Origin of the sequence: Pseudomonas spartinae (assembly GCF_965197125.1) — a bacterium.
GTDB lineage: Bacteria > Pseudomonadota > Gammaproteobacteria > Pseudomonadales > Pseudomonadaceae > Aquipseudomonas > Aquipseudomonas composti_A.
Window position 1 is genome coordinate 331,501 of the sequence record NZ_CBDAMB010000003.1, and the last position, 22,867, is coordinate 354,367.

The window sequence follows — 22,867 nt, forward strand, 5'->3', positions numbered from 1 at the left end:
GAACAGGGCCGTCGTGGAGGAGACTGGCTTTTAGATTTCCAGCAGCAGGCGAGCCGGGTCTTCAAGCAAGTTCTTGATGGTCACCAGGAAGGTCACGGCTTCCTTACCATCGATCAGGCGGTGGTCGTAAGACAGCGCCAGGTACATCATCGGACGGATCACCACCTGACCGTTGATCGCCATCGGACGCTGGATGATGTTGTGCATACCCAGAATGGCTGCCTGCGGCGGGTTGACGATCGGGGTCGACATCATCGAACCGAAGGTACCACCGTTGGTGATGGTGAAGGTGCCGCCGGTCATTTCTTCGATGGACAGCTTGCCGTCTTTGGCTTTCTTGCCGAAGGTAGCGATGCCGCTCTCGATTTCAGCCAGGCTCATCTGCTCGGCGTTACGCAGAACCGGAACCACCAGGCCGCGGTCGCTGGACACGGCAACACCGATGTCGGCATAGCCGTGGTAAACGATGTCGTTGCCGTCGATGGAAGCGTTGACCGCCGGGAAGCGCTTCAGCGCCTCGGTAGCAGCCTTGACGAAGAACGACATGAAGCCCAGGCGCACGCCATTGTGGGACTTCTCGAACAGGTCCTTGTACTTCGAACGCAGAGCCATGACTTCGGTCATGTCGACTTCGTTGAAGGTGGTCAGCATGGCCATGGAGGACTGAGCCTCGACCAGACGCTCGGCGATCTTGGCACGCAGGCGGGTCATCGGCACACGCTTCTCGGTGCGATCGCCAGTGGCAACGACCGGAGCGCTAGCGGCAGCAGCGGCCGGCTTGGCAGCGGCAGCCGGCGCGTTCTTCTTGGCCTCGACGGCAGCGACCACGTCTTCCTTGGTCACACGGCCACCTTTGCCGGTGCCGGCGATGCTGTTCGGGTCGATGCCGTTCTCTTCAGCCAGTTTGCGAGCAGCTGGCGAGAGGATGGCGTCGTCGCCAGCGGCAGCAGCCGGAGCAGCAGCCTGGGCCGGAGCGGCGGCAGCGGCCGGGGCGGCAGCCGGAGCAGCGGCGGCAGCGCCACCTTCGGTCAGTTTGCCCAGCAGCTCGTTGGAGAGAACGGTATCGCCTTCGTTCTTGATGATTTCAGCCAGGACACCATCGGCCTCGGCCAGCACTTCGATCACTACCTTGTCGGTCTCGATGTCGACGATCAGCTCATCGCGCTTGACCGCTTCGCCCGGCTTCTTGTGCCAGGTGGCCACGGTGCCGTCGGCAACCGATTCCGGGAAGGTTGGGGCTTTGATCTCGATAGCCATTGTATGCGTTTCCTTAAATTCGGTTTACCGGCAGGTGGCACTCGCCACCTGCCGGATGAAGGCGTTAAACAGTAAAGGCGTCCTGCAGCAGTTTTTCCTGCTGCTCGGCGTGCATCGACGCATAACCACAAGCTGGCGCTGCCGACGCATCACGACCGGCGTACTCCAGGAACAGCGACTTCTTGTGTGCGGTGGTGACACGACGCATGTGGTGCTGACTGCAGTACCAGGCGCCCTGGTTCATCGGTTCTTCCTGACACCAGACGATGTGCTTGAGGTTCTTGTACGGCGCCAGCACTTCCGCCAGGTCGTCTTCCGGGAACGGATAGAGCTGCTCGATACGCACGATGGCGATGTCTTCGCGACCCTCGGCACGACGCTTCTCCAGCAGGTCGTAGTAGACCTTGCCGCTGCACAGGACCAGACGCTCGACCTTTTTCGGGTCCAGCGAGTCGATCTCGCCGATCACGGTTTGGAAGGAACCTTCGGCCAGATCTTCCAGGCTCGAGATGGCCAGCTTGTGGCGCAGCAGCGACTTCGGCGTCAGCACCACCAGCGGCTTGCGCAGCGGACGGATCACCTGACGACGCAGCATGTGGTAGACCTGCGCCGGGGTGGTCGGTACGCAGACCTGCATGTTGTGCTCGGCGCACAGCTGCAGGTAACGCTCCAGACGCGCCGAACTGTGCTCAGGCCCCTGCCCTTCGTAGCCATGCGGCAGCAGAACGGTCAGACCGCAGAGACGGCCCCACTTGGTCTCGCCACTGGAGATGAACTGGTCGAATACCACCTGGGCGCCGTTGGCGAAGTCGCCGAACTGGGCTTCCCAGATCACCAGCGCGTTAGGCGTGGTGGTGGCATAGCCGTACTCGAAGGCCAGCACGGCCTCTTCGGACAGGTAGGAGTCGTACAGTTCGAACTTCGGCTGACCGTCGTACAGGTTCTTCAGCGGAACGTAGGTCGAGGCGTCCTTCTGGTTGTGCAGCACCGCGTGACGGTGCGAGAAGGTGCCACGGCCGATGTCCTGACCGGTCATGCGGATCGGGTGACCTTCGACCAGCAGAGTCGCGTAGGCCATGGTCTCGGCGAAGCCCCAGTTGATCGGCAAGCCACCGGCGCCCATCTTCTGGCGATCTTCGAGGATCTTCGAAACCTGACGCTGAATCAGGAAACCGTCCGGAGTTTCCAGCAACTTGGAGGACAGGTCCTGCAAGGTCTTGAGATCGAAACGGGTATCGTGGCGCGCAGTCCAGGCATGACCCAGGTACGGACGCCAGTCGACGAACAGCTCCTTGTTCGGCTCCTTGACCAGGCTCTTGACCACATGCTGACCGTTGTCCAGCGCGGTACGGTACTCGTCGATCTTGGCCTGCACGTCATCGCTGCTCTGCACGCCGGCTGCAATCAGCGCGTCCGCATAGAGTTCACGGGTGGTGCGCTGCTTGGCGATCTGCTGGTACATCAGCGGCTGGGTGCCATTCGGCTCGTCGGCCTCGTTGTGACCACGACGGCGGTAGCAGACCAGATCGATGACTACGTCGCGCTTGTACTGCATGCGGTAATCGACGGCCAGCTGGGTGACGAACAACACGGCTTCCGGATCATCGCCATTCACATGGAAGATCGGCGCCTGGATCATCTTGGCCACGTCGGTCGCATACTCGGTGGAGCGTGCATCCAGCGGGTTGCTGATGGTGAAGCCAACCTGGTTGTTGATCACGATGTGGATGGTGCCGCCAGTCTTGTAGCCACGGGTCTGCGACATCTGGAAGGTTTCCATGACCACGCCCTGACCGGCGAAAGCCGCATCACCGTGGATGGAGATCGGCAGTACCTTCTCACCAGAGGCGTCGCTGCGACGATCCTGACGGGCACGTACCGAACCCTCGACCACCGGAGAGACGATTTCCAGGTGCGACGGGTTGAACGCCAGGGCCAGGTGCACTTCGCCGCCGGCAGTCATGACGTTGGAGGAGAAACCTTGGTGGTACTTCACGTCACCGGAGCTCAGGCCTTCGGTCTTCTTGCCTTCGAACTCGTCGAACAGGTCGCGCGGGTTCTTGCCGAAGGTGTTGACCAGCACGTTGAGACGGCCACGGTGGGCCATGCCGATGACGATTTCCTTGGTGCCGTAGGAACCGGAGCGCTGAATGATCTCGTCGAGCAGCGGGATCAGGCTCTCGCCACCTTCCAGACCGAAACGCTTGGTACCCGGGTACTTGGTGCCCAGGTACTTTTCCAGACCTTCGGCAGCCGTCACGCGCTCGAGCACGTGCGCCTGAACCTCGGCGGAAAACTGCGGGCGACCACGCACGCTTTCCAGGCGCTGGGCGAACCAGTTGCGTTGGCCGGAATCGACGATATGGGTGAACTCGGCACCGATGGTGCGACAATATGTCTGCTGCAGCGCATCGCGGATTTCGCGTAGCGTTGCCTCTTCCTTGCCGAGATACAGCTCGCCAGTGCGGAAAGTCGTATCCAGATCCGCGTCGGTCAGGCCGTAGTGATTGATCGACAGGTCAGACGGCGCAGTGCGCACCCACAGACCCAATGGGTCGAGCTGGGCGGCCTGATGGCCACGCATGCGGTAGGCCTGGATCAAGCGCAGCACTTCCACCTGCTTCTTTTCGTGCTCGCTGCTGACGGCCCCGGCGGAAACCGGCTGGGCACGACGCGAATTCTTGGCGAGCAGGACGAAATGATCGCGAATGGTCGAATGCGATACGTCCGTTGCAGCATTGCCGTCGGTCGGCAACTTCTGGAAGTAAGTGCGCCACTCTTCTGGCACAGCGTTGGGATCGTGCAGGTAGAGCTCGTAGAGCTCTTCCACGTAGGCAGCGTTGCCACCGGATAGGTGGGCACTGTCCCACATGCGCTGCATCACGCTTTCTTGCATGCTTGGTCACCCTCGGTAAGGGGACACCACCGGCGCGAATACCGCATGGTCCTGATCAAAGTCATGATGCTGCGACTCGGATAAAGCCACTTGGGTTCCCGCAGATAGTCCGGGTACCAGCCCGGATGCCCCTGCTGGTCGTCATATTTTTCGAGTATGAGCCGCGGCTTTGTGGGCTGCGGCTCTGGCTTTACTGCGAGACCGGCCAGAGCCGGCCCCACAGGTGTTACTGGTGTAGCAACTTGCGAATCAGGTACCGCTCTGCAGCAGCATGTTACGCACGTGACCGATGGCCTTGGTCGGGTTCAGACCCTTGGGGCACACGTTCACGCAGTTCATGATGCCGCGGCAGCGGAACACGCTGAACGGATCGTCCAGCGATGCCAGACGCTCAGCGGTCTTGGTGTCACGGCTGTCGGCCAGGAAACGATAGGCCTGCAGCAGCGCAGCGGGACCGAGGAACTTGTCTGGGTTCCACCAGAACGACGGGCAGCTGGTCGAGCAGCAAGCGCACAGGATGCACTCGTACAGACCGTCGAGCTTCTCGCGCTCTTGCGGCGTCTGCAGACGTTCGATGGCCGGAGCCGGCGTATCGTTCTGCAGGAATGGCTGCACCTTCTCGTACTGCTTGTAGAAGATGCTCATGTCGACGACCAGGTCACGAATGACCGGCAGACCCGGCAGCGGACGAATCACCAGCTTGCCGCCCTTGAGGCCAGCAGCGGAGATCGGCGTGATGCAGGCCAGGCCGTTCTTGCCGTTGATGTTCATGCCGTCGGAGCCACAAACGCCCTCGCGGCAGGAACGACGGTAGGAGAAGCCTTCGTCCTGTTCCTTGATCAGCGCCAGCACGTCGAGGACCATGATGTCCTTGCCGCTGGTGTCGACCTGGAAGTCCTGCATGAAGGGCGCAGCGTCCTTCTCAGGGTTGTAGCGATAAACACTGACTTGCAACATATCCGTCACCCTTAATAAGTCCGAACCTTGGGTTCAAATGCCGGAACGGTCTTCGGCGCGAAGTTGACCGCACGCTTGGCTACGCGCTTCTCGCCTGGGAAGTACAGGGAGTGGCACAGCCAGTTTTGGTCATCACGCTCTTCGAAGTCTTCACGAGCGTGGGCGCCACGGGATTCTTTACGAACCTCGGCTGCGACCGCGGTCGCTTCAGCGACTTCGAGCAGGTTTTGCAGTTCCAGCGCTTCGATACGCGCAGTGTTGAACGCCTGGCTCTTGTCCGCGATTTTGACTTTCGCGATGCGCTCACGCAGGTCGGCCAGTTGTTGGATGCCCTTCTGCATGTATTCGCCAGTACGGAATACACCGAAGTAGTTCTGCATGCACTGTTGCAGCTCTTTACGCAGCGGCGCGACGTCTTCACCGGTGCTGCGCTCGTTGACGCCAGCCAGACGCGACAGCGACTGCTCGATGTCGGTTTCGCTAGCGCCACGGACTTCCACGCCTTCTTTCAGCGCTTTTTCCAGGTGCAGGCCAGCGGCACGACCGAACACCACCAGGTCGAGCAGCGAGTTGCCGCCCAGACGGTTGGCACCGTGTACCGATACGCACGCCACTTCGCCTACGGCGAACAGGCCTTCGATGATGGTGTCGTTGCCGTTGGCATCCTGAGTGATGGCCTGACCATGAATATTGGTGGCAACGCCGCCCATCATGTAGTGGCAGGTCGGGATGACCGGAACCGGAGCGACGACTGGATCGACGTGAGCGAAGGTCTTGGACAGCTCGCAGATACCCGGCAGACGGCTGTGCAGCACTTCTTCGCCGAGGTGATCGAGCTTCAGCAGCACGTGATCCTTGTTCGGGCCACAGCCGTTACCGGCGATCACTTCCTTGACCATGGAGCGGGCAACCACATCGCGGCCTGCCAGGTCTTTGGCGTTCGGCGCGTAACGCTCCATGAAGCGCTCGCCATGAGCGTTGATCAGGTAACCACCCTCACCACGGCAGCCTTCGGTGACCAGCACACCAGCACCGGCGATACCGGTCGGGTGGAACTGCCACATCTCGATGTCCTGCACCGGCACGCCGGCGCGCAGGGCCATGCCCACGCCGTCACCGGTGTTGATCAGGGCGTTGGTGGTAGAGGCGTAGATACGGCCAGCACCGCCAGTGGCCAGAACCACGGCCTTGGAACGGATGTAGACGGTTTCGCCAGTCTCGATGCAGATGGCGATGATGCCGACAATGGCACCGTCCTGGTTCTTCACCAGGTCAACGGCATACCACTCGTTGAGGAACGAGGTGCCGGCTTTCAGGTTGGCCTGATACAGGGTGTGCAGCAGCGCATGACCGGTACGGTCGGCTGCGGCGCAGGTACGGGCTGCCTGGGTCGGATTGTCCGGACCCTTGGACTGGCCACCGAACGGACGCTGATAGATGCGGCCCTGCTCGGTACGGGAGAACGGCAGACCCATGTGCTCGAGTTCGAACACGGCCTCCGGGCCGACGGAGCACATGTATTCGATAGCGTCCTGGTCACCGATATAGTCGGAACCCTTGACGGTATCGTACATGTGCCAGCGCCAATCATCGTTCGGATCGGCCGAAGCGATGGCGCAGGTGATGCCACCCTGAGCGGAGACGGTGTGCGAACGAGTCGGGAACACCTTGGTGACCACGGCGGTCTTGTGGCCGCCCTGGGCCAGTTGCAGCGCAGCACGCATGCCGGCGCCGCCGCCACCTACGATGATGGCGTCATAGGAAAGAGTACGGATGCTAGCCATGAATCAGAAACCCCACAGAATCTGCACGCCCCAGACGAACATCGCGAACATCGCGATGCCGCACACGGCCTGGAACAGGAAACGCACGCCAGTCGCCCACTTGCCCAGCGCCATTGGCGTCAGGTAGTCGGTGGAAATGGTCCACATGCCGACCCAGGCGTGCACACTCAGTGCGACGAGGGCCAGCAGGCTGAAGATGCGCATTGCGGTATTCGAGAACAGGCCATGCCATTCGGCGTAGCCCATACCCGGATTGCAGATCACATAGCCCAGCAGAAACAGCGTGTAAGCCGCGAGAACGACCGCAGAAACGCGCTGAGCCATCCAGTCATAGAGACCCGAACGCGAGAAATTCGTGACATTAGTTACCATATCCACACCCCCAGCAGCACGATCACGACTACCGCCACGGCGACGACAATCTTGGAGCCCAGCTTGCCGCCTTCCAGCGTCTCACCGATGCCCATGTCCATGATCAAGTGGCGCACACCGGCCACCAGGTGGTACAGCAGAGCGGACAACAGACCCCAGATCACGAACTTGGCCAGCGGGCTGGTCAGGCATTCTTTCACCTGGGCGAAGCCCTCTTCGGAGGTCAACGACTTGTCGAGGCCAAACAGCAGAATGGCGATACCGACAAAGAGGATGACACCGGAGATACGGTGAAGAATGGACGTGTAAGCGGTGATCGGAAGCTTGATAGTCCGAAGGTCTAGGTTTACAGGTCGTTGGCTATTCACGGCTTTTTTATCACACTGAGAGCCCCTAACGATCAGGGCAAAGTTGTTGGGAAGTGCACTGGCAAGGTACCCATCACCCAATGAGTGACAACCGCCATGACACGGCCCTAAAGCCTGTGGCGGTCGGCCGCAGAGTATAGACAGTTAGCAGACTAATGACAATGCGACCTCCCCCCCTAAAAAGCGCATTGCAGCCTTTAAACAAATGGCGTAAATAGCGCCCCTTTTTCGTTGAAAATCCCGTTCAAACCCTTCTACTGCCTGGGTTCTCGCAAATTGACTTTCGGATTTATCCCACTATAGTGGTGCGGGCCCTGCGTGGGGGGCTGTCTGATGATTTCAAGCATAACTAGGAGGCCACATATGGCTGACAAAAAAGCGCAGTTGATCATCGAGGGCAATGCCCCCGTCGAACTGCCCGTTCTGACCGGCACTGTTGGTCCCGAAGTAATAGATGTGCGGAGCCTGACCGCCACGGGTCGGTTCACCTTTGACCCTGGTTTTATGTCGACCGCCTCTTGCGAGTCGAAGATCACCTACATCGACGGTGACAAGGGCATTCTGCTGCACCGCGGCTACCCCATCGAGCAGCTCGCCGAGAAGTCCGACTACCTGGAAACCTGCTACCTGCTGCTCAACGGCGAACTGCCGAGCAAGGAAGAGAAGGCCCAGTTCGTCAGCACCATCAAGAACCACACCATGGTTCATGAGCAACTGAAGACCTTCTTCAACGGCTTCCGTCGCGACGCCCACCCGATGGCCATCATGTGTGGCGTGGTTGGCGCCCTGTCCGCGTTCTATCACGACTCGCTGGACATCAAGAATCCGCAGCATCGCGAAGTGTCCGCCATGCGCCTGGTTGCCAAGATGCCGACCATCGCAGCCATGACCTACAAGTACTCCATGGGCCAGCCCATGATGTACCCGCGCAATGACCTGAATTACGCGGAAAACTTCCTGCACATGATGTTCAACACCCCGTGCGAGATCAAACCGATCAGCCCGGTACTGGCCAAGGCGATGGATAAGATCTTTATCCTGCACGCCGACCATGAGCAGAACGCCTCTACCTCTACCGTACGCCTGGCAGGTTCTTCGGGCGCCAACCCGTTCGCCTGTATCGCCGCCGGCATCGCTGCACTGTGGGGCCCGGCACACGGCGGTGCCAACGAAGCGGTGCTGACCATGCTCGACGAGATCGGCAGCGTGGAGAACATCGACAAGTACGTGGCCAAGGCCAAGGACAAGGACGATCCGTTCAAGCTGATGGGCTTCGGTCACCGCGTCTACAAGAACTTCGACCCGCGCGCCAAGGTCATGAAGCAGACCTGCGACGAAGTACTGGCCGAGCTGGGTATCAACGATCCGCAGCTGGAACTGGCCATGAAGCTCGAAGAGATCGCGCGTAACGATCCTTACTTCAAGGAGCGCAACCTCTACCCGAACGTGGACTTCTATTCGGGCATCATCCTCAAGGCCATCGGCATTCCGACCTCGATGTTCACCGTGATCTTCGCCCTGGCACGTACCGTGGGCTGGATCTCGCACTGGAAGGAAATGCTCTCCGGCCCGTACAAGATCGGCCGTCCGCGCCAGCTGTACACCGGTTACGAGCAGCGCGACCTGCCCGACGACCGCGGCTGATAGCGAAACGAGACAAAAAAGGCTGCCAGATTGGCAGCCTTTTTTATTGCCGCAAACGCCCTCGTTTCAGCGTCCCTCCACCTTTGCCCGCAAACCCTGCAGCGTTTGCAGGGGAGCGTCGACGACAAAACTATTGGCCAGCCAGGAGGGCACGCTTCCGCCCGGCTCGGTATGCACCTCGTAGATCACTTCCACCCCGCCCTGCTCCAGCGGCTTGAGGTGCCACTCACCGTCGACGCGCGGCACCCGTACGAAGCCCTTTTCCTCCGGTAAACGCTCTGGCACGGCCTTGAGCAGGCGCGTGACACTGCCATCGGCATCGGTGCGCGTGGTCACCTGGATCACCGAATCGCGCGCCTCTACCGGCCAAGGCATTTCGAAGCGGGTGTACAGCTCGCTCACATTGCCCTTGGTGTCGAGCAGCCGCTGCTGCTGACAACTGAAAATCCAGGCACAGGACCCCGCGACATCTTCCTGAGCGGCCTGTACAGCAGCCAGGTCGCCCTTGATCGTGACCACGCCGCGATAGGCCTTGTACTTGGACCCAGGCACATCGGCCAGGTAAACGCTGACGCCGTCCTCCTCACGTTCCAATTGCCACGGCCTTTCGGCAGACTGGGCAGCGCTTGCACACAACAGCAGGGTCAAAACGGAAAAACGCATCATCTTCGAACAACTCCCGGCAGGATTGTTTGCCTTTCGACCCGCAGGGGTCACAAGCGGTTCATCACGTCAGGCCGTCGCCTGCTCCAGCCAACCCAACAGGCGAATGGCAGTTTCGCGATCATTGCCGCACAACTGCTCTTCCGCCTTGAACCCGCCGCACACCGCAGGCCTCTCCGGGCGACCGAAAATGGCGCAGAGATACTCGGCATCGAGATGAATGCAGCGCACACCGGCAGGCTTACCCTCCGGCATACCCGGAATCGGCGAACTGATGGAAGGCGCGATGCAGCAGGCACCGCAACCGGCTCGACACTCCATGAAATGACCTCGACTACAAACGAACGGCCTTTTGCGATCAGCGGTCGCGCTGCAAACGGGCCAGCAGACTGGACGTATCCCAACGCCCGCCGCCCATGGCCTGGACATCGGCATAGAACTGATCGACCAGCGCCGTCACCGGCAGCTGAGCACCATTACGACGCGACTCCTCGAGCAAGATCGACAGGTCCTTGCGCATCCAGTCGACCGCAAAGCCGAAGTCGAACTCGCCGGCCAGCATGGTCTTGTAGCGGTTTTCCATCTGCCACGACTGCGCCGCCCCCTTGCTGATCACATCGACCACCGCATGGCCATCGAGGCCCGCGCACTGAGCGAAGTTCAGCGCCTCTGCCAGCCCCTGCACCAGGCCGGCGATGCAGATCTGGTTGACCATCTTGCTCAACTGACCGCTGCCGGCCGGCCCCATCAAACGCTGCATTCGCGCGTAGCACTGGATGACCGGTTCGGCCACGGCATAGGTGCCGGCCTCGCCGCCAACCATGACCGTCAGCACGCCATTGACCGCCCCGGCCTGACCGCCGGACACCGGCGCATCGAGAAAGCCCAGGCCGCGCTCGGCCGCGACAGCCGCCAACTCACGCGCCACATCGGCCGAAGCCGTGGTGTGGTCGACCAGGATCGCGCCCGCCGCCATACCGGCGAAGGCGCCCTGCTCGCCCAGGATCACGCTACGCAGGTCATCGTCGTTGCCGACGCAGCACATCACCAGTTCGGCGCCAGCCGCCGCCTCACGCGGTGTCGGCGCACTGCTGCCGGCGTATTCCGCCACCCACTGCTCAGCCTTGCCCGGAGAACGGTTATAGACCGTCACCTGATGGCCGTTACGAGCGAGATGCCCGGCCATCGGATACCCCATAACCCCCAAACCGATAAATGCGACCTTTGCCATACCAACCTCCTCAGGACATAGGTTGCAGAGCCTAGCATGACGTTTGCCCTGGCCGAAAAGGCCTTCCATACTGCCAGCGAATCGGCCCGGAGCATGGCCTTGCGAAGGATAGGAGCAGCAATGGGACATTGGTTGGTCATCGACCTGGAAGCCACGACCGACGAAGGCGGCTGGCCGATGGAAGAAATGGAAATCATCGAAATCGGCGCCAGCCTGGTTGGCGTCGATGGCCATGAACGCGACCACTTCCAGCGCATCATCAAGCCGCAGCGCCGCCCCTGCCTGACCGACTTCTGCCGCGAGCTCACCCGTATCACCCAGGCCGAGGTCGACGCAGCAGCGCCAATGGCCCAGGTCTGGCCCCAGTTCGAACGCTGGCTGGCCCAGCATGCACCACGCCTGGTCGGCTGGAGCAGCTGGGGCGATTACGACCGCCGCCAACTGGAACAGGAATGGCGCCAGCACCAGCTGCACAGCCTGCTGACCCAAATACCGCACCTGAACCTCAAACAGGCCTTTGCCAAGGCGCGCCAACTTCAGCGCCCGGTCGGCCTTCACAGTGCCCTGCAACTCGCCGGCATGCAGTTTCTCGGGCGCCAGCATCGCGCGCTGGAAGATGCACGTAACACCGCGCGACTGCTGCCGCTGGTACTCCCCCTCAAAGACTGATGACGAAGAAAAGCCGCTTGGGCATACTGGCGGCCCTTTTATGGCCTGCCGTCCATGGCGGCCAGCCTCCGGGCCGTCGCTGGGCGACGTTAGAAATGGCTACCCGCAACTTTTCCACCCCCTTCCGAGGAATCGCAGATGTTCAAGGTCAACGAGTACTTCGACGGCACCGTCAAATCCATCGCTTTCAGCATGGCTGAAGGCCCAGCCACCCTCGGCGTGATGGCTCCGGGCGAATATGAGTTCGGCACCAGCCAGCTGGAAGTCATGCATGTCGTCGCCGGCGCCCTGACCGTCAAACTGCCGGGCAGCGACAGCTGGAGCACCTTTGAAGCTGGCAGCAAGTTCACCGTACCGGCCAACAGCAAGTTCCAGCTGAAAGTCGCAGTGGACACCGCCTACCTCTGCGAATACCGCTAAGCCAAAGGCCTCATGAGAAACCGGCCCTCGCGGCCGGTTTTTTCTTTGCTGATCACCACCAGGACACAGCCATGCCACGTTCCGCCCTTCTCGCCCCCATCGCCTTGCTCGTGGTGGCCATGGTCTCGATCCAGAGCGGTGCGTCGCTGGCCAAGAACCTGTTTCCCCTGGTGGGCGCCGAAGGCACCACGGCACTGCGCCTGGTGCTGGGTGCGATCATCCTGTCGCTGGTCATGCAGCCTTGGCGGGCCAGGCTGGACTTGAGCAAATGCCACGCCCTGCTGGCCTATGGCCTGGCCCTGGGCGGCATGAACCTGATGTTCTACATGTCCCTGCAGAGCATCCCGCTGGGCATCGCCGTGGCCCTGGAGTTCACCGGCCCCCTGGCCCTGGCGTTGTTTTCCTCGCGCCGCCTGCTGGATTTCGTTTGGGTAATCCTGGCCATCGTCGGCCTGTGGATGCTCCTGCCCACCGGCGCCACGCAAAGCGCCATCGACCCGCTTGGCGCCGCCCTGGCCCTCGGCGCCGGCGTTTGCTGGTCGCTGTACATCATCTTCGGACAGAAAGCCGGCGCCCAGCATGGCCGCCACACCGTCGCGCTGGGTACCTGGGTCGCCGCCCTGCTGGTACTGCCCATCGGCGTCTGGCATGCCGGCAGTGATCTGCTGAACCTCGACCTGTTGCCCATCGCCCTGGGTGTCGCAGTGCTGTCCTCGGCCCTGCCTTACAGCCTGGAAATGGTTGCTCTGACGCGCCTCCCGGCACGGACCTTCAGCGTCCTGATGAGCCTGGAGCCGGCAGTCGCAGCCATGTGCGGCCTGGCCTTTCTCGGCGAGAAGCTGCTCTGGGGCCAGTGGCTTGCCGTCGGCGCAATCATCGTGGCCTCGGCCGGTGCCGCTGCCACCATCAGACCCAAGAGCTAGCGACCGAACTGCAGCTCGGCCAACCGCGCATACAACGGGCTGCTCTCGATCAGCTCGGCATGCCGACCGATCGCGGCCAGGCGCCCCTGCTCGATCACCGCGATGCGATCAGCCTGCTTGACCGTCGCCAGGCGATGGGCGATGACCAGCGTGGTACGCCCGGCCATCAAGGATGGCAGCGCCTGCTGGATCAAGTGCTCGCTCTCGGCATCCAGCGCGCTGGTGGCTTCATCGAGCAGCAGGATCGGCGCATCGGCAAGCAAGGCGCGGGCGATGGCCAGACGCTGACGTTGCCCACCGGAAAGCCCAAGCCCGGCCTCACCGAGATGGGTCTGATAGCCCTGCGGCAGACGCTGGATGAACTCATGGGCATGCGCCGCCCGCGCCGCCGCCTCCACCTCAGCCTGACTGGCATCCAGGCGACCGTAGCGAATGTTGTCCTCGACCGAACCGAAGAACAGCGCGGGATTCTGCGAAACCAGGGCGAAACTGGCGCGCAGCTCGCGCGGGTCGAGCTGATCGATCGGTACGCCATCGATGAGGATGCGCCCGGCCTGCGGATCGAAGAAACGCAGCAGCAGATCGAACAGCGTCGACTTGCCAGCGCCGGAAGGCCCCACCAGCGCCAGGGTCTCACCCGCCGACACCTGCAGGTCGATGCCATCGATGGCGTAGCTGTCCGCACGCGACGCATAGGCGAAGCGCACGCCCTGCAGCTCGATGCGCCCCTGCACCGGCTGCGGCAGATGCCTGGGCTGCTCTGGCGCGACGATGGCGTTGCTGGCACGCAACAGCTCGCCGATACGCTCGGCGGCGCCCGCCGCGCGCTGCAACTCGCCGATCACCTCGCTCAGGGTGCCGAAGGATGAGCCAACGATCAGACTGTAGAACACGAATGCCGCCAGCTCACCACCGGAGATGCGCCCGGCGATCACATCCATGCCGCCCACCCAGAGCATCACCCCCACCGCACCGAGCACCAGCACGATGACCACGGTGACCAGCCAGGCACGCTGGGCGATGCGCTTGCGCGCCACATCGAACGCCGCCTCGGCGGACTCGCCAAAGCGGCGCTTGTCCTCGCTCTGATGGTTGTAGGCCTGCACCGTCTTGATCTGTCCCAGCACCTCACCCACGTAGCTGCCGACATCGGCCACGCGGTCCTGGCTTTGCCGCGACAGCGCCCGCACGCGACGGCCAAACAGCAGGATCGGCGCCACCACCAACGGCAGGGCCAAGAGGACGATGCCGCTGAGCTTGGGATTGGTCACCACCAGCAGCACACTGCCGCCGATCAGCATGATCAGGTTGCGCAATGCCATCGACAGGGACGAGCCGATCACCGACTGCAGCAAGGTGGTGTCGGCGGTCAGCCGCGACTGGATTTCCGAGCTGCGATTGCTCTCGTAGAAGCCCGGATGCAGCTCGATCAGGTGGTCGAACACTCGTCGGCGGATGTCCGCAACCACCCGCTCACCGATCCACGACACCAGATAGAAACGTGTGTAGGTACCGAAAGCCAATGCCAGCACCAGCACGAAAAACAGCAGCAGAGAATGGCGCAGTGCCGCTGGCGACTGCGTGGCCAGGCCCTGATCCACCAGCAGCTTGATGCCCTGGCCCATGGACAGGGTGATCGCCGCAGTGAACATCAGCGCCAGCAGCGCCCCCACTACCCGGCCGCGATAAGGCGCGATGAAGCGCCAGGCCAGGCGTATGGCGCCACGCTGGCGGGAAGAAAGCATCGATGTCATGACGGGTCTCAGGAGTCGGCAGCCGAGGGCGCTTCAGCCAGCCAGGCCACTGCACACAGGGCCAGCGCAGCCAGATTGGTCGAAAGCGGATTGAACGCTTGAATCAACAGATGGGGACTCAGCAGCGCAACATCAAGCAGCAGCACCAGCAACACCGCACCTGCGACCAGCAAAGGCCAGCGCTGGCGCGGCACCGCCAGCAGCGCGATACCCAGCAGTATCTCGACAATGCCACCGATGCGCGCGATCGACTCCGGCGCGAACAGCGCATGATCAGGCAGGCCATGCGCCGCGATCATCGCCACCTCGTCAGGGCTGAGCCAGAGAATCTTCGGCGCCAGCCCATGCCAGATGAACACCAGCGCCAGGGCCAGCCGAGCTAGCCAGGCGATCTGCGCCAGGCGCTGCTCAGTCATGCAGGAAGCGCTCGGCGTGATCGGCAGTGGGCAGCAGGCAGACCTGGTAGCGCCCGAACAGGCGGTAGCGATTCAGCGCGATGCGGTCATAACACCAGTCACGCAGCGGACGCGGAATCAGACGCAGCCAGGCAAGAACACGCCAGGGCTGAGGTAGGCGGGCGAGAATGCGCAACAATGCGCTGGAGCGCACATGCAAGCCTGCTTCATCGATCAGTGCCATGGTGTCGAAGCGATCGTTCGGCAGGCCATACCAGGCCAGCAGCGCCTGCCCCTGCGCCGACTGCACCGAAGCCAGGCGAAACTGGCACAGGCGATCATGCCGAATGAGAAATTTCGCCCAGCCGTTGCAGAGCTTGCAGACGCCATCGAACAGGACGACGCGCTCGCCTGCAGCAAGACCGGGCGCTAGCGATGGTTTCGTCATTGACCAGCGCTCGCCTGCTGCGCCAGAGGGCGGTAGTGGCCAGTGATGCGGTAGGCGAACAGAATGTCCTCCTCCTGCGTACCACGGCCGATGTTATGCAGCACCAGCGGCGCCCCGCTGGTTGCGCGGCGGTCGCTGACGATGCCGATATGGGTGAGGCCGCGACCCAGATCCCAGGTGACGATATCGCCGGGCTGATAGGCAGAGGCATCCTGTTTGACCGCAAGCGCCCAGCCCTGGCGCTTGAACCAGGTCATCAGATTGGGCACGCGGCGGTGGTCGATATTGCTGTCCGGACGAGTCAGGCCCCAGTTCTTCGGATAGGCGGCGAAGTTGCCGCGCATGTCGCGATGCACTGCTTCCTGCAGATCCAGCCCCTGCTGGCGTAGCGCGCGGATCACCACGTCGGTGCAGACGCCGGTGGCCAGGGGCACATCGCCGCCTGGATAGCTCAGCTTCCGGTAGGCCGGGTCATAGCTCAGGGTCACGCCGACCTGCTGGCGAGCATCGAGCACCAGCCTGTGCGCCTCGATGGCGTGCGCTGCAAAAGCCAGCGAGCAGAGCAGCAGTGCGATCACCGTGCGCATATCGATCTCCTATCGACTCAAGGGGTACAGCAGCTCTTCCTTATAACCGGCCCAGACCCGCACTGCATCGGGAAAATCGTCGTCCAGGCTCACGTCACCACTGTCCACCAGCAATGGCCGCCCCTGCAGCGTGCCCAGCTTGCGCTTGGTCGCCACCACGCGTAGGCGCTCCAGCCCAACCGCGCGCAATACACGCGGGCTGATCTGCTGGTTACCGCGACCGATGATATGACCCTGACCACCAATCGCGGTCAGCAGCAGGTAGCTTGGATAGCCCTCGACCAGGCCGAACAACTCGGCTTCGTTGACGTCGCGAGCGATGACCTGGCCGTCCTCGATCACGTCGACGCCCAGCAAGGTGGTTTCCAGTCCCAGATTCTGCGCCAGTCCGTGCAAGGTCGAACCGGGGCCGAACACGTAGCGCGCGCCCGGCTCCCACTCCGCCTCCAGCCAGGCGGCAAGATCGGCCAACACCAGCTCTTCGGATTCCACGCCGCCCTGTTTGACCGCCTGCACATACCCCCCCTCCTGCGGCACGCACAGCTCACCGTACCAGCGCGCGGTGACGCGGCCTTCGCGCAGGGCGCTCTCGTCGATGTCACGCACTTCGCCGCTGCCCAGGCGCACCAGGCCGCCGTCCACCAGGCGCGCAGTCAACTCACCCGCCGCTCGCGGACTGATGGCATAGACGCCGGACTGGATCTTCACCCCTGCCGGAATACCCAACACCGGCTGCCCCTCCCTGACGGCCGCACAGACATCACGGGCGGTACCATCACCGCCTGCGAACAGAATCAGAGCCACGCCGGCGTCCTGCAGCTGCTGCACCGCCTGGCGGGTGTCTTCGGCAGTGCTCACGCCGTCGTGCAACTCACCCAGCAAACGATGCGCGAAGCCCATCTGCGCCAGGAGATCGCCACCCATGGCACCCGGATAACTGACGAACTCAATGCGCTCATGCAGGGTCAACAACTGCTCAAGCGCAGTGCGCGTGCGTTGTGCAGCCTGTGGCTCGACGCCCAGCGCCAGTGCCTGCTCGGCCATGCCGTCGCTGCCCTTGAATGCTGCCGGACCACCCAGCCCAGCCAGTGGATTGATGATCAGACCGATATGAAAACGCGACATGACTTCCTCGTTCCACGAAGGCTGGCACGCAGCCTGCAGTGTGACTTTCGCAATGTGTTATCTGACGGCTTTCCGCCGTCGTGAACCAACTCAGAGTACCGCGAGCAGGAGCCAGGCCGGGCGAACAGATGAGCTTTCCGAGCCCGTTTACCACCCGGCATGGCCAACGCGCAGCAGACTTTTAACTGTCACCGCGCCTTCATCTGGATGCCCTAGAGTGGCGCGCACCACTGATGAGGAGACAGGCCATGAGCTTGCAAGACAACGCTGCCCAATGCCCAGCCACCCGACAACAGCAGGAGCCGGTGGGCGGTTTTATCATTGACGGCCAGGGCCGCGAAGTGCCCATTACCGAAGACATGATCCAGCAGGCCTGTGACGCTCTGGAAGAAAGCCGCCAGAGCGCCAACCAGCAGGCTTGAGCCGCACGCGCCAGGCAGCCGAAGCGCCTGGCGCGCCTTGCCTCAATCGCGTGGCACCAGCTTCAACGACAGGGAGTTGATGCAGTAACGCAGCCCGGTCGGGCGCGGACCATCAGGGAATACGTGGCCCAGATGCGCATCGCATTTAGCGCACTTGACCTCGATGCGATGCATGCCATGGCTGTAATCGTCGAGGCTGGCAATCACCTCGTCATTGATCGGCTGGAAATAGCTCGGCCAGCCGCTGCCCGAGTCGTACTTGGCATCCGAATCGAACAGCGCCTCGCCGCAGCAGGCGCAATGGTAGATGCCAGGGGTCTTGCTGTCGTGATAAGCGCCGGTGAACGGTCGCTCCGTGCCACCCAGACGGCAGACATGAAACTGCTCGTCAGTCAGCTCTTCGCGCCAGCTATCCAGGGGTTTGTCGAGTTTATCCACGAACGGGGCTCCTCCTCGGTAATGGGCGATACGCCAGGTTGCAGGCAGCGCCAGACCTTGCCTCGAAGGCAAGGCGTACACAACAACCCAGTCACTGTGCGCCGCGTGGCAGGCCAGAAAAAAGCAGAGCGGATAGCTTTGCCGCGCTCAGGTCGCCACGTATGATTCGACCCCAGTCTGTCACCCGCGTTACAGGCTGCCAAGATTCCCAGTCGAGAGAATTTTGCAGCGTGTTCAAGCGGGCTCTCCATAGCTCGGGATTTCTTACATGCAGGTCAGCAAATCGAACAAGCTCGCCAACGTCTGCTATGACATTCGCGGGCCGGTGCTCAAGCACGCCAAGCGTCTGGAAGAGGAAGGCCATCGCATCCTCAAGCTGAACATCGGCAATCCGGCGCCGTTCGGTTTCGAGGCGCCGGAAGAAATCCTCCAGGATGTGATCCGCAACCTGCCCACCGCGCAGGGCTACAGCGATTCCAAGGGCCTGTTCAGCGCCCGTAAAGCGGTGATGCAGTACTACCAGCAGAAGCAGGTCGAAGGCGTCGGCATCGAGGACATCTACCTCGGCAACGGCGTATCCGAGCTGATCGTCATGGCCATGCAGGCGCTGCTCAACAACGGTGACGAGGTGCTCATCCCAGCCCCTGACTATCCGCTGTGGACCGCTGCCGTGGCGCTGTCCGGCGGCAAGCCGGTGCATTACCTGTGCGACGAACAGGCCGGCTGGTTCCCCGATATCGCCGACATGCGCGCCAAGATCACGCCGAACACCAAGGCGCTGGTGCTGATCAACCCGAACAACCCGACCGGCGCGGTCTATTCCAAGGAAGTGCTGCAGGACATCGTCGAGCTGGCCCGCCAGCACAACCTGGTGATCTTCTCCGACGAGATCTACGACAAGATCCTCTACGACGAAGCGGTGCACATCAGCACCGCCTCGCTGGCACCGGACGTGCTCTGCCTGACCTTCAACGGCCTGTCCAAGAGCTACCGCGTGGCCGGTTTCCGTTCCGGCTGGGTGGCCATCTCCGGGCCCAAGCACAAGGCGCAGAGCTACATCGAAGGTCTGGATATCCTCGCCAACATGCGCCTGTGCGCCAACGTGCCGAGCCAACATGCGATCCAGACCGCACTCGGCGGTTACCAGAGCATCAACGACCTGGTGCTGCCCAACGGCCGCCTGCTGGAGCAGCGCAACCGCGCCTGGGAACTGCTCAACGACATCCCCGGGGTCAGCTGCGTCAAACCCATGGGCGCGCTGTACGCCTTCCCGAAGATCGACCCGAAAATCTGCCCGATCCACAACGACGAGAAGTTCGTCCTCGACCTGCTGCTGTCGGAGAAGCTGCTGATCGTCCAGGGCACCGCCTTCAACTGGCCCTGGCCGGATCACTTCCGCGTGGTCACCCTGCCCCGCGTCGACGACTTGGAGCAGGCCATCGGCCGTATCGGCAACTTCCTCAAGGGCTATAGCCAGTAAACCAGCATGGATCTGCAGATAGACGATTTCTACAAGGACGCGGCCAGCGGCCTGCTCATGCTCTATCAGGCCTTCCCGCGCAAGATGGCGCTGTACGTGGAAGACCTGATCGGGCGTGAGGAGCCGGATGAATTTGGCCTGCCCAGCAAGCGCCACCAGGCCTGCCTGGGCGCCTTGCTGTGGCTGGCCGAAGAAGGTTATCTGCGTTTCGAGTCGACCATCGCTTACGATGCGCTGGATCAGGCGGTGCTGAGCGAGAAAGGTTTTTTGCGCCTGTCGCGCGGCGTACCGCACGTGCTTCCCGACGGTGAACCATTGCCGCCAAGCGTACGCCGCGTGCACGCCACGCTGGCCTTCCAGCTGCGTGAAGCCCTGGCGCGCCAGCACGGGGAACGCATCGCCCGGCTGACCCGTCTACTGTTCGAAAGCCAAGCGGCGCAGGCAAACGACATAGTTTGAAATAGTCCCTGGTTGAAAGCTCCAGGTAGGCGCCCTTATATAGCCCGCATTACTCGTACGTCTTTCCCCGTGAGGAGTCCGTTCACACCATGATGCGCATTATGTTGTTCCTGGCCACCAACCTGGCGGTGCTGGTTATCGCCAGCATCACCCTCAAACTGTTGGGGGTCGACCGCTTCACCGGCCAGAACCACGGCAGCCTGCTGATTTTCTGCGCCGTGTTCGGTTTCGCCGGCTCGCTGGTGTCGCTGTTCCTGTCCAAGTGGATGGCGAAGATGAGCACCGGCACGCAGATCATCACGCAACCGCGCACCCGCCACGAACAGTGGCTGCTGCAGACCGTCGAGGAGCTGTCGCGCGAAGCCGGGATCAAGATGCCGGAAGTCGGTATCTTCCCGGCCTACGAGTCCAATGCCTTCGCCACCGGCTGGAACAAGAACGACGCGCTGGTCGCCGTCAGCCAGGGCCTGCTCGAACGCTTCTCGCCGGATGAGGTGCGCGCGGTACTGGCCCACGAGATTGGCCACGTGGCCAACGGCGACATGGTCACCCTGGCGCTGATTCAAGGCGTGGTGAACACCTTCGTGATGTTCTTCGCACGCATCTTCGGCAACTTCGTCGACAAGGCGATCCTGAAGAACGAAGACGGTCATGGCATCGGCTACTTCGTCGCCACCATCTTCGCCGAGCTTGTTCTGGGGATACTGGCCAGCATCATCGTCATGTGGTTCTCGCGCAAGCGCGAGTTCAAGGCAGACGAAGCCGGTGCCCAACTGGCCGGTACTGGCGCGATGATCGCTGCGCTGCAACGCCTGCGTGCCGAACAGGGTGTGCCGGTACAGATGCCGGACAGCCTGACCGCCTTCGGCATCAATGGCGGCCTGAAGAACGGACTGGCTGGCCTGTTGATGAGCCACCCGCCGCTGGAAGATCGCATCGAGGCGCTGCGCCGCCGCGGCTGATCGAACGCTACAGACGAAAAAGGCGACCTTCGGGTCGCCTTTTTCATTGGCTTGGCGTATCAGCTGCGCGTGAGGTGAAACACCACCTCCTCCACCGCTTCGAGCTGACTCTCGACAAAGCGCGGGTTGCCGCTCAGAACATCCTTGCGTTCCACCTCACGCGCCACCCAGCCAGACGTGAAGCGCTGCTCGACCTCGGCGTCCGCGACCGAGAACGGCGGGCCATCCATGCGCTGCTGATCGTACACCAGGGTCACCAGCAAGCCCTGGCAGGCTGGCGGCAGAATCGCCTGCAGGTGGGCGGCGTAACGCTCGCGCATCGGCGCTGGCAGCGCGATCAGCGCCGCACGGTCATAAAACGCCTGGCAGTCGGCAACGTCCTCACGGGTCAGGGCGAAAAAATCGCCGCAGAGAATCCGCAGCTTGCCCGCCTGGTAGACCTTGAACGCACCCTGCTGAACGACCTGCGGCTGCACATCACGCTCGACGAAGAAATCCTGCACGGCACGCTCGGCCAGCTCCACCCCGATCACGACGTGCCCCTGCTCCGCCAGCCAGGCCAGATCGAGGCTCTTGCCGCACAGTGGCACCAGCACCGCCGCCTCTTCACAGAGCCCGAGCCGAGACCAGTGACGGCGTAGATAGCCGTTGACCTTCTCCTGATGAAAACCGATTTGGCTACGCGCCCAACGATCCTGCCAGAACGCCTCGTGCATGGATAAAACCTCCACAAATTCGATAGGAATGCTCAACTATTTATGCTGGAAGTCGATAGATCCAGCACCGAAGATGGCGACATCCTACTTCAGGAACTGATTACCATGCTGCCCTCACTGTTCATATCCCATGGCTCACCGATGCTTGCCCTGGACCCAGGCGCCAGCGGCCCGGCACTGGCCAGGCTGGCCGCCGAGCTGCCCAGACCCCGGGCCATCGTGGTGGTATCGGCGCACTGGGAAAGCCAGGGCATACTGCTGACAGCGGGTGAGCACCCGCAGACCTGGCACGATTTCGGCGGCTTCCCGGCGCCCTTGTATGCCATGCAGTACCCCGCCCCCGGCGCACCGCAGCTGGCCGAGGAGATCGCCAGGCAATTGAACGACGCCGGCCTGCCCACCGGGCTCGACACCCAGCGCCCATTCGATCATGGAGCCTGGGTTCCGCTGTCGCTGATGTATCCGCAAGCGGATATCCCGGTGCTGCAGCTGTCTCTGCCGAGCCACCTGGGTCCCGAACTGCAGACCCGCGTTGGCCGGGCCCTGGCCAACCTGCGCGAGCGCGAGATATTGCTGATCGGCTCCGGCAGCATCACCCACAACCTCGGCGAGCTCGACTGGCGCGCCGGCCCCGACGTCATCACGCCCTGGGCCAAGGCGTTTCGCGACTGGGTGGTGGCACGGCTCGAAGCCGAAGACGAGCAAGCGCTGCACCAGTACCGCCGACTGGCGCCCAACGCCGTCCGCAACCATCCCAGCGACGAACACCTGCTGCCCCTGTTCTTCGCCCGCGGTGCTGGTGGCACCTTCAAGGTTGAACACAGCGGTTTTACCTACGGCGCGCTGGGTATGGATATCTATCGATTCGGCTAGGCATGCCACGCGCATGCAGCGGTG

General features: G+C 62.3%; 25 protein-coding genes. 9 read left to right on the forward strand and 16 right to left on the reverse strand.

Annotation, left to right across the window (positions count from 1 at the left end; genetic code table 11):
- Positions 1-30: 30 nt before the first annotated feature.
- From odhB to sdhC, 6 genes are all read right to left on the reverse strand, one after another.
- The gene (gene odhB / locus ACN8M7_RS08920; protein ID WP_061239206.1) at positions 31-1,257 is read right to left on the reverse strand and encodes a 2-oxoglutarate dehydrogenase complex dihydrolipoyllysine-residue succinyltransferase; all 1,227 of its coding nucleotides are present in this window, start codon (positions 1,255-1,257) and stop codon (positions 31-33) included.
- Between the two features lie 64 nt (positions 1,258-1,321).
- On the reverse strand, positions 1,322-4,153 hold the full coding sequence (locus ACN8M7_RS08925) for a 2-oxoglutarate dehydrogenase E1 component (protein ID WP_061239205.1): 2,832 nt from the start codon (positions 4,151-4,153) through the stop codon (positions 1,322-1,324).
- Between the two features lie 249 nt (positions 4,154-4,402).
- A complete protein-coding gene (locus ACN8M7_RS08930; RefSeq protein WP_061239204.1) occupies positions 4,403-5,110 on the reverse strand; it encodes a succinate dehydrogenase iron-sulfur subunit in 708 nt (235 codons plus the stop codon).
- Between the two features lie 11 nt (positions 5,111-5,121).
- Positions 5,122-6,894: a succinate dehydrogenase flavoprotein subunit gene (gene sdhA / locus ACN8M7_RS08935; RefSeq protein ID WP_061239203.1), complete on the reverse strand. Its 1,773-nt coding sequence runs from the start codon at positions 6,892-6,894 to the stop codon at positions 5,122-5,124.
- Positions 6,895-6,897: 3 nt separating this feature from the next.
- Positions 6,898-7,266, reverse strand: a complete 369-nt coding sequence (sdhD, locus tag ACN8M7_RS08940) for a succinate dehydrogenase, hydrophobic membrane anchor protein (RefSeq protein ID WP_003240851.1) — start codon at positions 7,264-7,266, stop codon at positions 6,898-6,900.
- Positions 7,260-7,634 (reverse strand): succinate dehydrogenase, cytochrome b556 subunit, encoded by a 375-nt coding sequence (gene sdhC, locus ACN8M7_RS08945; protein WP_061239202.1) that lies wholly within the window; start codon positions 7,632-7,634, stop codon positions 7,260-7,262. Before sdhC ends, sdhD begins: the two co-directional genes overlap by 7 nt.
- Before the next feature lie 363 nt (positions 7,635-7,997).
- Here sdhC and gltA point away from each other — a divergent pair, with 363 nt between their 5' ends.
- The gene (gltA, locus tag ACN8M7_RS08950; RefSeq protein WP_061239201.1) at positions 7,998-9,278 is read left to right on the forward strand and encodes a citrate synthase; all 1,281 of its coding nucleotides are present in this window, start codon (positions 7,998-8,000) and stop codon (positions 9,276-9,278) included.
- Between the two features lie 66 nt (positions 9,279-9,344).
- Here the strand turns inward: gltA and ACN8M7_RS08955 are convergent, their stop codons facing one another.
- The 3 genes from ACN8M7_RS08955 to ACN8M7_RS08965 form a co-directional block, all read right to left on the reverse strand.
- The gene (locus tag ACN8M7_RS08955; RefSeq protein ID WP_490260519.1) at positions 9,345-9,944 is read right to left on the reverse strand and encodes an START domain-containing protein; all 600 of its coding nucleotides are present in this window, start codon (positions 9,942-9,944) and stop codon (positions 9,345-9,347) included.
- Between the two features lie 66 nt (positions 9,945-10,010).
- The gene (locus ACN8M7_RS08960; protein WP_061239199.1) at positions 10,011-10,262 is read right to left on the reverse strand and encodes a YkgJ family cysteine cluster protein; all 252 of its coding nucleotides are present in this window, start codon (positions 10,260-10,262) and stop codon (positions 10,011-10,013) included.
- A gap of 37 nt (positions 10,263-10,299) precedes the next feature.
- Positions 10,300-11,172, reverse strand: a complete 873-nt coding sequence (locus tag ACN8M7_RS08965; RefSeq protein ID WP_490260520.1) for an NAD(P)-dependent oxidoreductase — start codon at positions 11,170-11,172, stop codon at positions 10,300-10,302.
- 120 nt (positions 11,173-11,292) lie between these two features.
- On the opposite strand from ACN8M7_RS08965, the gene ACN8M7_RS08970 reads away from it, so the two are divergent.
- From ACN8M7_RS08970 to rhtA, 3 genes are all read left to right on the forward strand, one after another.
- Positions 11,293-11,841 carry a 3'-5' exonuclease gene (locus tag ACN8M7_RS08970; protein ID WP_490260521.1) on the forward strand — a complete coding sequence of 183 codons (549 nt, stop codon included), beginning with the start codon at positions 11,293-11,295 and terminating at the stop codon, positions 11,839-11,841.
- A 138-nt stretch (positions 11,842-11,979) separates the two neighbouring features.
- Positions 11,980-12,261 (forward strand): pyrimidine/purine nucleoside phosphorylase, encoded by a 282-nt coding sequence (ppnP, locus tag ACN8M7_RS08975; protein ID WP_061239196.1) that lies wholly within the window; start codon positions 11,980-11,982, stop codon positions 12,259-12,261.
- A gap of 71 nt (positions 12,262-12,332) precedes the next feature.
- Positions 12,333-13,184, forward strand: a complete 852-nt coding sequence (gene rhtA / locus ACN8M7_RS08980) for a threonine/homoserine exporter RhtA (protein ID WP_490260522.1) — start codon at positions 12,333-12,335, stop codon at positions 13,182-13,184.
- Here rhtA and ACN8M7_RS08985 read toward each other — a convergent pair.
- Genes ACN8M7_RS08985 through ACN8M7_RS09005 form a run of 5 tightly spaced genes read right to left on the reverse strand, consistent with a single transcriptional unit; the run spans position 13,181 to position 17,493 of the window.
- Positions 13,181-14,938, reverse strand: coding sequence for an ABC transporter transmembrane domain-containing protein (locus ACN8M7_RS08985; protein ID WP_490260523.1), 1,758 nt, complete (start codon positions 14,936-14,938; stop codon positions 13,181-13,183). The two genes, rhtA and ACN8M7_RS08985, sit on opposite strands and share 4 nt — an antisense overlap.
- 8 nt (positions 14,939-14,946) lie before the next feature.
- Positions 14,947-15,354, reverse strand: a complete 408-nt coding sequence (locus tag ACN8M7_RS08990; protein ID WP_490260524.1) for a DoxX-like family protein — start codon at positions 15,352-15,354, stop codon at positions 14,947-14,949.
- On the reverse strand, positions 15,347-15,781 hold the full coding sequence (locus tag ACN8M7_RS08995) for a thiol-disulfide oxidoreductase DCC family protein (RefSeq protein ID WP_490260525.1): 435 nt from the start codon (positions 15,779-15,781) through the stop codon (positions 15,347-15,349). The genes ACN8M7_RS08990 and ACN8M7_RS08995 overlap by 8 nt, the downstream gene beginning before the upstream one ends.
- Complete coding sequence (locus tag ACN8M7_RS09000; RefSeq protein ID WP_490260526.1) at positions 15,778-16,368, reverse strand: DUF1287 domain-containing protein; 591 nt, start codon at positions 16,366-16,368, stop codon at positions 15,778-15,780. Before ACN8M7_RS09000 ends, ACN8M7_RS08995 begins: the two co-directional genes overlap by 4 nt.
- Before the next feature lie 9 nt (positions 16,369-16,377).
- On the reverse strand, positions 16,378-17,493 hold the full coding sequence (locus ACN8M7_RS09005) for an ATP-NAD kinase family protein (RefSeq protein WP_490260527.1): 1,116 nt from the start codon (positions 17,491-17,493) through the stop codon (positions 16,378-16,380).
- Positions 17,494-17,741: 248 nt separating this feature from the next.
- Between ACN8M7_RS09005 and ACN8M7_RS09010 the strand changes: the two genes are divergently transcribed.
- On the forward strand, positions 17,742-17,915 hold the full coding sequence (locus ACN8M7_RS09010) for a PA1571 family protein (protein WP_197432170.1): 174 nt from the start codon (positions 17,742-17,744) through the stop codon (positions 17,913-17,915).
- Between the two features lie 42 nt (positions 17,916-17,957).
- Here the strand turns inward: ACN8M7_RS09010 and msrB are convergent, their stop codons facing one another.
- A complete protein-coding gene (msrB, locus tag ACN8M7_RS09015; protein ID WP_061239189.1) occupies positions 17,958-18,353 on the reverse strand; it encodes a peptide-methionine (R)-S-oxide reductase MsrB in 396 nt (131 codons plus the stop codon).
- Between the two features lie 268 nt (positions 18,354-18,621).
- Here msrB and ACN8M7_RS09020 point away from each other — a divergent pair, with 268 nt between their 5' ends.
- The 3 genes from ACN8M7_RS09020 (at position 18,622) to htpX (ending at position 21,254) form a co-directional block, all read left to right on the forward strand.
- Positions 18,622-19,833, forward strand: a complete 1,212-nt coding sequence (locus ACN8M7_RS09020) for a pyridoxal phosphate-dependent aminotransferase (protein ID WP_490260528.1) — start codon at positions 18,622-18,624, stop codon at positions 19,831-19,833.
- A gap of 6 nt (positions 19,834-19,839) precedes the next feature.
- Complete coding sequence (locus ACN8M7_RS09025; RefSeq protein WP_490260529.1) at positions 19,840-20,292, forward strand: hypothetical protein; 453 nt, start codon at positions 19,840-19,842, stop codon at positions 20,290-20,292.
- An 89-nt stretch (positions 20,293-20,381) separates the two neighbouring features.
- Positions 20,382-21,254, forward strand: a complete 873-nt coding sequence (gene htpX, locus ACN8M7_RS09030; protein ID WP_061239186.1) for a protease HtpX — start codon at positions 20,382-20,384, stop codon at positions 21,252-21,254.
- A gap of 59 nt (positions 21,255-21,313) precedes the next feature.
- Here htpX and ACN8M7_RS09035 read toward each other — a convergent pair whose 3' ends face one another.
- Positions 21,314-21,970: a thiopurine S-methyltransferase gene (locus tag ACN8M7_RS09035; protein WP_490260530.1), complete on the reverse strand. Its 657-nt coding sequence runs from the start codon at positions 21,968-21,970 to the stop codon at positions 21,314-21,316.
- A 105-nt stretch (positions 21,971-22,075) separates the two neighbouring features.
- On the opposite strand from ACN8M7_RS09035, the gene ACN8M7_RS09040 reads away from it, so the two are divergent.
- Positions 22,076-22,843, forward strand: coding sequence for a DODA-type extradiol aromatic ring-opening family dioxygenase (locus ACN8M7_RS09040; protein WP_490260531.1), 768 nt, complete (start codon positions 22,076-22,078; stop codon positions 22,841-22,843).
- Positions 22,844-22,867: the final 24 nt, after the last annotated feature.

What these genes read in the sequence shown, in the direction of transcription:
- odhB (WP_061239206.1), bottom strand. Translation starts at nt 1,257, where the DNA reads ATGGCTATCGAGATCAAAGCCCCAACCTTCCCGGAATCGGTTGCCGAC.
- ACN8M7_RS08925 (WP_061239205.1), bottom strand. Translation starts at nt 4,153, where the DNA reads ATGCAAGAAAGCGTGATGCAGCGCATGTGGGACAGTGCCCACCTATCC.
- ACN8M7_RS08930 (WP_061239204.1), bottom strand. Translation starts at nt 5,110, where the DNA reads ATGTTGCAAGTCAGTGTTTATCGCTACAACCCTGAGAAGGACGCTGCG.
- sdhA (WP_061239203.1), bottom strand. Translation starts at nt 6,894, where the DNA reads ATGGCTAGCATCCGTACTCTTTCCTATGACGCCATCATCGTAGGTGGC.
- sdhD (WP_003240851.1), bottom strand. Translation starts at nt 7,266, where the DNA reads ATGGTAACTAATGTCACGAATTTCTCGCGTTCGGGTCTCTATGACTGG.
- gltA (WP_061239201.1), top strand. Translation starts at nt 7,998, where the DNA reads ATGGCTGACAAAAAAGCGCAGTTGATCATCGAGGGCAATGCCCCCGTC.
- ACN8M7_RS08955 (WP_490260519.1), bottom strand. Translation starts at nt 9,944, where the DNA reads ATGATGCGTTTTTCCGTTTTGACCCTGCTGTTGTGTGCAAGCGCTGCC.
- ACN8M7_RS08960 (WP_061239199.1), bottom strand. Translation starts at nt 10,262, where the DNA reads ATGGAGTGTCGAGCCGGTTGCGGTGCCTGCTGCATCGCGCCTTCCATC.
- ACN8M7_RS08965 (WP_490260520.1), bottom strand. Translation starts at nt 11,172, where the DNA reads ATGGCAAAGGTCGCATTTATCGGTTTGGGGGTTATGGGGTATCCGATG.
- ACN8M7_RS08970 (WP_490260521.1), top strand. Translation starts at nt 11,293, where the DNA reads ATGGGACATTGGTTGGTCATCGACCTGGAAGCCACGACCGACGAAGGC.
- ppnP (WP_061239196.1), top strand. Translation starts at nt 11,980, where the DNA reads ATGTTCAAGGTCAACGAGTACTTCGACGGCACCGTCAAATCCATCGCT.
- rhtA (WP_490260522.1), top strand. Translation starts at nt 12,333, where the DNA reads ATGCCACGTTCCGCCCTTCTCGCCCCCATCGCCTTGCTCGTGGTGGCC.
- ACN8M7_RS08985 (WP_490260523.1), bottom strand. Translation starts at nt 14,938, where the DNA reads ATGACATCGATGCTTTCTTCCCGCCAGCGTGGCGCCATACGCCTGGCC.
- ACN8M7_RS08990 (WP_490260524.1), bottom strand. Translation starts at nt 15,354, where the DNA reads ATGACTGAGCAGCGCCTGGCGCAGATCGCCTGGCTAGCTCGGCTGGCC.
- ACN8M7_RS08995 (WP_490260525.1), bottom strand. Translation starts at nt 15,781, where the DNA reads ATGACGAAACCATCGCTAGCGCCCGGTCTTGCTGCAGGCGAGCGCGTC.
- ACN8M7_RS09000 (WP_490260526.1), bottom strand. Translation starts at nt 16,368, where the DNA reads ATGCGCACGGTGATCGCACTGCTGCTCTGCTCGCTGGCTTTTGCAGCG.
- ACN8M7_RS09005 (WP_490260527.1), bottom strand. Translation starts at nt 17,493, where the DNA reads ATGTCGCGTTTTCATATCGGTCTGATCATCAATCCACTGGCTGGGCTG.
- ACN8M7_RS09010 (WP_197432170.1), top strand. Translation starts at nt 17,742, where the DNA reads ATGAGCTTGCAAGACAACGCTGCCCAATGCCCAGCCACCCGACAACAG.
- ACN8M7_RS09020 (WP_490260528.1), top strand. Translation starts at nt 18,622, where the DNA reads ATGCAGGTCAGCAAATCGAACAAGCTCGCCAACGTCTGCTATGACATT.
- ACN8M7_RS09025 (WP_490260529.1), top strand. Translation starts at nt 19,840, where the DNA reads ATGGATCTGCAGATAGACGATTTCTACAAGGACGCGGCCAGCGGCCTG.
- htpX (WP_061239186.1), top strand. Translation starts at nt 20,382, where the DNA reads ATGATGCGCATTATGTTGTTCCTGGCCACCAACCTGGCGGTGCTGGTT.
- ACN8M7_RS09035 (WP_490260530.1), bottom strand. Translation starts at nt 21,970, where the DNA reads ATGCACGAGGCGTTCTGGCAGGATCGTTGGGCGCGTAGCCAAATCGGT.
- ACN8M7_RS09040 (WP_490260531.1), top strand. Translation starts at nt 22,076, where the DNA reads ATGCTGCCCTCACTGTTCATATCCCATGGCTCACCGATGCTTGCCCTG.